General features: G+C 42.7%; 10 protein-coding genes. 4 read left to right on the top strand and 6 right to left on the bottom strand.

The features are described 5' to 3' along the window. Window positions 1-405: 405 nt before the first annotated feature. Window positions 406-699 (bottom strand): hypothetical protein, encoded by a 294-nt coding sequence (locus tag ADS79_RS13545; RefSeq protein WP_049738910.1) that lies wholly within the window; start codon window positions 697-699, stop codon window positions 406-408. 71 nt (window positions 700-770) lie between these two features. On the opposite strand from ADS79_RS13545, the gene ADS79_RS13540 reads away from it, so the two are divergent. From ADS79_RS13540 to ADS79_RS13525, 4 genes are all read left to right on the top strand, one after another. Beyond that, window positions 771-1,142 carry a hypothetical protein gene (locus ADS79_RS13540; RefSeq protein ID WP_049738909.1) on the top strand — a complete coding sequence of 124 codons (372 nt, stop codon included), beginning with the start codon at window positions 771-773 and terminating at the stop codon, window positions 1,140-1,142. 49 nt (window positions 1,143-1,191) lie between these two features. Further along, the gene (locus tag ADS79_RS13535) at window positions 1,192-1,632 is read left to right on the top strand and encodes a hypothetical protein (protein ID WP_049738908.1); all 441 of its coding nucleotides are present in this window, start codon (window positions 1,192-1,194) and stop codon (window positions 1,630-1,632) included. Window positions 1,633-1,925: 293 nt separating this feature from the next. Next, window positions 1,926-2,237 (top strand): hypothetical protein, encoded by a 312-nt coding sequence (locus ADS79_RS13530; protein ID WP_049738907.1) that lies wholly within the window; start codon window positions 1,926-1,928, stop codon window positions 2,235-2,237. 149 nt (window positions 2,238-2,386) lie between these two features. Next, complete coding sequence (locus ADS79_RS13525; protein WP_049738906.1) at window positions 2,387-2,710, top strand: hypothetical protein; 324 nt, start codon at window positions 2,387-2,389, stop codon at window positions 2,708-2,710. A gap of 257 nt (window positions 2,711-2,967) precedes the next feature. Here ADS79_RS13525 and ADS79_RS36410 read toward each other — a convergent pair whose 3' ends face one another. The 5 genes from ADS79_RS36410 to ADS79_RS13510 form a co-directional block, all read right to left on the bottom strand. Next, window positions 2,968-3,102 carry a hypothetical protein gene (locus ADS79_RS36410; RefSeq protein ID WP_255323467.1) on the bottom strand — a complete coding sequence of 45 codons (135 nt, stop codon included), beginning with the start codon at window positions 3,100-3,102 and terminating at the stop codon, window positions 2,968-2,970. A 368-nt stretch (window positions 3,103-3,470) separates the two neighbouring features. Next, window positions 3,471-3,644, bottom strand: a complete 174-nt coding sequence (locus tag ADS79_RS36650; protein WP_084765839.1) for a DnaD domain-containing protein — start codon at window positions 3,642-3,644, stop codon at window positions 3,471-3,473. A gap of 16 nt (window positions 3,645-3,660) precedes the next feature. Further along, window positions 3,661-4,995, bottom strand: coding sequence for a type I glutamate--ammonia ligase (gene glnA / locus ADS79_RS13520; protein ID WP_049738905.1), 1,335 nt, complete (start codon window positions 4,993-4,995; stop codon window positions 3,661-3,663). A gap of 34 nt (window positions 4,996-5,029) precedes the next feature. After that, the gene (locus tag ADS79_RS13515) at window positions 5,030-5,440 is read right to left on the bottom strand and encodes a MerR family transcriptional regulator (RefSeq protein ID WP_049738904.1); all 411 of its coding nucleotides are present in this window, start codon (window positions 5,438-5,440) and stop codon (window positions 5,030-5,032) included. A gap of 162 nt (window positions 5,441-5,602) precedes the next feature. Beyond that, on the bottom strand, window positions 5,603-6,883 hold the full coding sequence (locus ADS79_RS13510) for a methionine gamma-lyase family protein (protein ID WP_049738903.1): 1,281 nt from the start codon (window positions 6,881-6,883) through the stop codon (window positions 5,603-5,605). Window positions 6,884-6,891: the final 8 nt, after the last annotated feature.

Here is a 6,891-nt window from a genome sequence, read left to right as displayed (position 1 = left end):
TGAACACGAAAGTGTTCAAAATTAATTAGCAAAAGGTGTTCAATTTTACTTGACGGTTACAAGAAATTGCATTGACGGTCCCCTTGGGTAATCCCAGGGGGTATTTTCTTAACTGAAAGCTCTCTTCCTTCATTACAAAATTACCGATGTGTTAAACGACTGCCTTGGCCCAAGTCGCGAATGCTTGAATTGTGATTTCGCTTTCGTATCCCCTGGCACCGGACTTTCCTTCCGTGCACAAAAAGCGTACTAGAGTCTCTTCGCGACCTGTGTAGATGTAATGCCCTTGGTGAATCTTCAGCACCTTCCGAACCGTCCGATATTTGCTGCCTTCCGGATGGCCGTTCGACTATGTTTTTCCTACTTCGATCGCAGATTTTTTCATCCCTATTTCCTCCTAAACTATTAATAGCCGTTGAACTCACCCATTTGATCAAGCTGCCACTGCTGCATGGTCTTGATCTCGATCTGATAGTCCTCGAAAATCGTGTATGTCCCGTCGATCCAATCACCGATCCGAAGCGTATCAGTTATGAACTGCTCCATCATTTCGAGTTGGTCATTGCTTAGCATTCGTGTAGCAGATTGGTTTAAATCGGCCAAGATTTCTACTATTGCCTCTTCTACTTTGATGAATGTCGGTCCAGTACCCGCAGGAATGTGTGGCGTAAACGTCTTTACCTTTGTGCAATCCAGCATGTTATTTCCTCCTTAACTACTGTGTTAAAATGAAATTTGTTATCCTTAGATAAAAAAGGTTGTGCCACATTATGAAACTTTCCTACCAAATAAAAGAGGCGGTATTGGATAACGGAATAAAATGTCTACGCATAGAGCTTCCAGCTGGTTTTGAATCCCTCTCCGATCTTCTTTCCTCTGACATAAGTACATCTTCTGCGCATTGGTATCTGGATATTATAGATAAAGTTATCTCAGGTTTATCGAACTTTGAACAATGGAGAGGTAATGCTTGTCGCTTAGAAATTTACAGTGATACGACACATGTGATAAATTATCTGTTTGAGAATTTAGAAGATAATCATTTATATAGTTTTAAATGCAGCATTTCTACGATGTTTCTGAAAAAACTTATCCAAGAATGGGTAAAGGAACTTGAAATATTCGAATCAAAAAACAAGTAGCTAGACTTCCTACACATTGGCTAATAAATTCGAACAAAAAGGTGATTGAATGGCATTAACGCATGAGTTTTTTCTGATTAGAAAAGAGCATATGAATCAATATTCGCCCCCCTACGAAGCAATGGTTGAGATCCACGATGATGTAATTAATTACATCTATGATTCTTTAAAATGGTTGCCAGCATTTAACCCATCAACAAAGGAATCCCATACAGGTCTTAACTATCACGGTGAAACAATTATTCAAGGCGATGGTGCTATTTTATTAAAGAACATTTGCCTTTCATGGGCCGAATTGTTCTCGCTTGCTCCCCAGTCTTTTATACTTACAGGTCCGTTCACCTGGATAAATGGTGAGAACATTGAGACTGGGAAGTATGAGATGATACATTGTTATAGAGAGGAATTGACGTCTCTTTTTAAGGAATTAGCTATTCTTGCTGATAGGACATCAACAAACGGGTACTGTATTTTGCACCATGGCATTTAGCATATTGAGCATTTTGTTAAACAGTATTTGTTCAAATCGATTCTTTTGTTAAGCTCAGTTCGTTTATAACAGAGCCACCAAAAATTATAGCTTTAGTTAGCAGACAGTTACAGATAGAATGGCGTATGTTATATGTACCCGTTGTAAAACACGCTTTCTTATCTGTCGATGGAACGCCGTATGCGCTGCAAGGCGCCTGTACGGTGTAGGCTCGAACGAAATCTCACAAAAATAGAAGGGAATAAGTCGAGAATAGCATTGATGAAACGCCAGCAATTGGGACAATCACTCTTTTGAATGCGAGCATTTTACTGATTAGCTTCAATGAAGAGTTATCAGATGATACTTTAACGATCAATAATATCAATCAGCTAGTCACCCAAATTAACAATCAAAATGGAGCGAATCTCAGAAATCCTGCGATTAATCAAAGTATTGAATGGGATACTAGCAACCCCGAAAACCCTGTTCTTAAAATTCTCATGGGTTATAATCCTGAAACATGGCATACTGGATTTACCTATCAAGTCAAATTTGTTTCAGGGGCTGTAAAAGATAGGAATGGAAATATTACTTATGAAACGCCATTTAGTAGCACATTTTAGACAGCCATCAACTGCCCTCGGTATAATCCGGGGGTATTTTTTTAGAACTGAGATTGCCGTTTTACTCACCTTATATAATAAATCGTGTGTTTTGCAAAATTTGTATCTTTTGCTAAAATACCAATCATACAATCCGTCCCGGAGGGCTTATGAACACTGAAGAATTGAAGCAGTTTATTAAAACGCACCGAGTCATTGAACAAACCATTGATGGATTTTGGAATTACATTAACAATTGGAAAACTGATAACCCTGATTCATTTTTAAACGCCTTTAATGGAATATATCCTACCTCTTTAGAAGTCAGTGTGAAAAAGATATCACTTACCATCAACTTCCTTTTTGAGGATGAATACGTTCAGTCTTATGCCAGTATCCATCACAATAGCACTGAGGTAGCTGTATATCACTATCTGATTTCATTCAATGGAGAGTGCATTGATGACGTTCTAAGTTGGGAAGTCTTAGATTAGCTTTTTGCTTTTCAAAATTACCGTTTCGTAAATTCCATCACTTATCCGTCCATTTCATCTTGAAACATCCTCCATTGATAAGCATATATTTATAAAAGAAATGGAGGGATTAAAATGGATTTCTTCTTATGGACTTCACTCGCAACAGCTGTCGCCATCTCTCTTGGCTTTTTCAACTCTAACTGTAAGAAAAAACATAAATAATGGTTATTTAATAACTATTTTGATAAGCTCAACCGATGGACTCCAACCATGCCCTAGTCCCCCTCTCGAAGGTCATTGATCGTGTTAACCGAGTCATGGGAAAAACAAACATAGTTACAATTACGCTGGTCGACTGCCTGCTTCGTTGAAGCTCCTTTTCGTCTGAACAGTGTTATTAAAAACTTCATACCGTGCCCCTCCTCATCACTCTACACATTTTGATAAGTGACCCCCATCTTCTTCCAATCGTATTATTATTGATGATCATGTTAGGGGGATTTATTAATGGTCAATATGCTGATTCGCATTATTTTGGTAGTAACAGGAATTCTAATAGTCAGTCCATTTATAGAAAGTCGTATAATTACTTATGGACTTGGGATTGCCATAGCCGTGTTTATTTTTCAACCACTTGTTTCCAAGATCATCAAAAGAGATTTATCAAAGTGAGCATCTTGTTAAATCGACACTTGCCTCTGATCTCGCCGTGTCCTGATTCCCTTGTCGGTAGCCTTTTACTTTGGATTGCTCATGCTCCAACATGGCAGTCTGGCACCTATTGTAATGTTCGTAGTCCTCTATCAGACCACCCGACCAGGATCCTTGTGGTGTACTTCCAGCTCCTAGCTCCGTTAGTTACCGTCTCTCGGATTGCCTCTACAATGATTTCGCTTGATTCATCGAAATGCTTCCGTCCACAAAAAGAAAAACCCCTCGCACCAAGTGGCACAAGGGGTAAACGCTTATTAGTAAGTGCTCATGTACTGCTCGCGCTCCCAATCATGGACGCGTGTGCGGAACATATCCCACTCAATTTCTTTTGCTTCGATGAAGTGAATCAGAGCGTGTTCACCCAGAGCTTCGCAAATCACCGAGTCTCCCTTGAGGCATTCAATTGCTTCCTTCAAGGTAGCTGGCAAGCTGGAAATTCCGTTTTCTTCACGTTCTTCTTCGTTCATTACATAGATGTTGCGATCTATCGCAGGTGGTGCTGCCAATTTGTTTTTGATTCCGTCCAAACCTGCCTTCAGCATAACTGCCAAAGCGAGGTATGGGTTTGTAGCCGGGTCTGGGCTACGGACTTCAATACGCGTGCTTACACCGCGAGATGAAGGAATACGAATCAATGGAGAACGGTTTTTAGCAGACCAAGCTACGTAGCAAGGTGCTTCGTAACCAGGAACCAGACGCTTGTACGAGTTTACCAATGGATTCGTGATGGCAGTGAATCCACGAGCATGCAGCAAAATACCAGCCAGGTAGTGTTTCGCAGTCTCACTCAAGCCGAGTTCATCAGATTCGTCAAAGAATACATTTTGGTTACCACGGAAGAGAGATTGGTTTGCGTGCATTCCGGAGCCAGCAACACCATACAGTGGTTTTGGCATGAATGTCGCGTGCAAACCATGTTTATGAGCAATTGTTTTTACAACCAGCTTGAAAGTCAAGATCTGGTCAGCAGCATGCAAAGCATTAGCGTATTTGAAATCGATCTCGTGTTGACCTGGAGCTACCTCATGGTGGGAAGCTTCGATTTCAAAGCCCATTTTCTCCAGTGTCAAAACGATATCGCGACGGCAGTTTTCACCGAGGTCGAGTGGTGCGAAGTCGAAGTATCCACCTTGGTCATTCAGATCCAGAGTAGGTTCGCCTTTTTCATCGAGTTTGAACAGGAAGAATTCAGGCTCTGGACCTACGTTAAACGCTGTATAGCCCATTTCTTCTGCTTCTTTCAACGCACGCTTCAAAATATAACGAGGATCTCCCTCGAATGGTGTGCCGTCTGGATTGTAGATATCACAGATCAGGCGCGCAACTTTGCCATGCTCATTACCCCAAGGGAAGACAACCCACGTATCCAGATCCGGCACCAAATACATATCGGATTCCTCGATGCGCACGAAACCTTCAATAGAAGAACCGTCGAACATCATCTTGTTGTCGAGTGCTTTAGGCAGTTGGGAAGAAGGGATCTCAACGTTCTTAATGACACCGAGCAAATCGGTAAACTGAAGGCGGATGTACCTTACGTCCTCTTCTTGTGCCAAACGCATAATGTCTTCTCTTGTAAACTTGCTCAAATTTCTCTCCTCCTGTCTCTATAACGGCTTTATATCAGTGGAAAAAGCGGGAAAGCTCTCCACGTATCAATGCACCCTCGCCATGACGAGTAGCATTGCGATACATGATTTGTTGCCTTAGGAGCTGATGTAGGTCCTTATCAGACATCTCTTTTCGTTTGGTCTCAGACGTGGTTGTAATCTCTGTCTGTACCGGCGTAGGGTCGTTCAATTGCAGTACTTGTTTGATGCCCGCAATATTCAGTCCCTTTTCAATCAGTGCTTTAATCTCCAGCAAACGATCTACATCATTGAAGGAAAATAGCCTCTGCTTCCCTTCGGTGCGGGCTGGTTGAATGAGGTCGTTTTGTTCGTAGTAGCGTATCTGCCTCGCAGTTAGATCCGTCAATTTCATGACGATCCCAATGGGAAAGAGGGCCATATTACGGCGAGTATCATCACCCATGACTCGTCCCTCCTCTATCGTGTTCCTCATACTTTATTCTATTCAAAACACGAAACCCTGTCAACGGATGTTATAAAATATCACATGGAAATGTACCTTAAAACAAAAAACAGTGACTATCCCTCCTTCTACCTAGGATAATCACTGTTTATTTTGCTACGTTTAGGACTCATTAGGCAGCTGCAGTAATCCCTTTTCCAGCATGCCATTTAAAGCCGTGATGATTCCTACTTTTACATGCGAGTAGGTCAAACCACCTTGGACAAAGCCCAAGTATGGGGGACGGATAGGACCATCTGCAGAAAACTCGATACTTGCCCCTTGAATGAACGTTCCAGCAGCCATGATGACAGGGTCAGCATATCCTGGCATTTCGCTTGGGTACGGGGTTACGTGCGAGTCCACTGGTGCAGATTTTTGAATCCCTTGGCAAAAGGCAATCAGTCGCTCAGCCGAGCCAAATTCAACGGATTGAATTAAATCAGTCCGTGGCTCATGCCAGAGCGGATTTGTGCGGAACCCAAAACGCTCCAACAATGCTGAAGAGAACACTGCCCCTTTTAGAGCTTCGCCTACGACATGCGGAGCAAGGAAAAAGCCCTGATACATTTCCAGTAAAGAGTATAGCGAAGCTCCGCCCTCTGCACCAATCCCTGGAGCTGCCATCCGATAGGATGCCAGCTGAACCAAATCTTGTCGGCCCACGATATATCCACCGGTTTTGACCAGACCGCCTCCCGGGTTTTTGATCAACGAGCCAGCCATGATGTCAGCACCAACATGCAGCGGTTCGTACTCCTCAGTAAACTCGCCGTAGCAGTTATCGACAAACACGATTACTTCCGGCTTCATTTCTTTGACCAACCGAATCATTTCCTGGATTTTTTGAATGGTAAAGGATGGCCGATCCGCATAGCCGCGTGAACGCTGAATTCCGATTACCTTCGTTTTATCTGTAATGGCCTCCGCAACCGCTACAAAATCAATTTCGCCTTCTGCTGTAAGCGGCACGTAGCTGTACCCGATGCCATAATCCTTGAGTGATCCCTGTCCTTCACCACGTACACCCACAACTTCTTCCAATGTATCGTATGGTTTGCCTGTAATGTAGAGCAAATCGTCACCAGGACGCAGAATGCCAAACAAAGAAATAGCAATCGCATGGGTTCCGGAAATAATGTGTGGACGAACTAATGCAGCCTCTCCACCAAAGACATCTGCATAGATGGATTCCAGTGTGGAACGGCCGGAATCGTCATAGCCATACCCCGTAGACGGAGAAAAATGAAACTCATTGACTTCATGCTTTTGAAAGGAACGAAGCACTTTCAATTGATTCGTGTCCACCATCGCTGCAATCTGTCTATGTCGTTCTAAAATCGTTGCTTCCACTTCCATTACAAGTGGACGAAGCTTTTCACCATGAGAAAAAAAGGAAAACATCAGCTATC

The organism is Brevibacillus reuszeri (assembly GCF_001187725.1).
Taxonomy (GTDB): domain Bacteria; phylum Bacillota; class Bacilli; order Brevibacillales; family Brevibacillaceae; genus Brevibacillus; species Brevibacillus reuszeri.
The sequence above is the reverse complement of the archived record's forward strand: the minus strand, read 5'-3'. Positions and strand labels throughout refer to the sequence as shown.

Excerpts from the sequence above, each read along its gene's own strand:
- ADS79_RS13545 (WP_049738910.1), bottom strand. The coding sequence starts at position 699 with ATGCTGGATTGCACAAAGGTAAAGACGTTTACGCCACACATTCCTGCG.
- ADS79_RS13540 (WP_049738909.1), top strand. The coding sequence starts at position 771 with ATGAAACTTTCCTACCAAATAAAAGAGGCGGTATTGGATAACGGAATA.
- ADS79_RS13535 (WP_049738908.1), top strand. The coding sequence starts at position 1,192 with ATGGCATTAACGCATGAGTTTTTTCTGATTAGAAAAGAGCATATGAAT.
- ADS79_RS13525 (WP_049738906.1), top strand. The coding sequence starts at position 2,387 with ATGAACACTGAAGAATTGAAGCAGTTTATTAAAACGCACCGAGTCATT.
- ADS79_RS36410 (WP_255323467.1), bottom strand. The coding sequence starts at position 3,102 with ATGAAGTTTTTAATAACACTGTTCAGACGAAAAGGAGCTTCAACGAAG.
- ADS79_RS13515 (WP_049738904.1), bottom strand. The coding sequence starts at position 5,440 with ATGGGTGATGATACTCGCCGTAATATGGCCCTCTTTCCCATTGGGATC.
- ADS79_RS13510 (WP_049738903.1), bottom strand. The coding sequence starts at position 6,883 with ATGTTTTCCTTTTTTTCTCATGGTGAAAAGCTTCGTCCACTTGTAATG.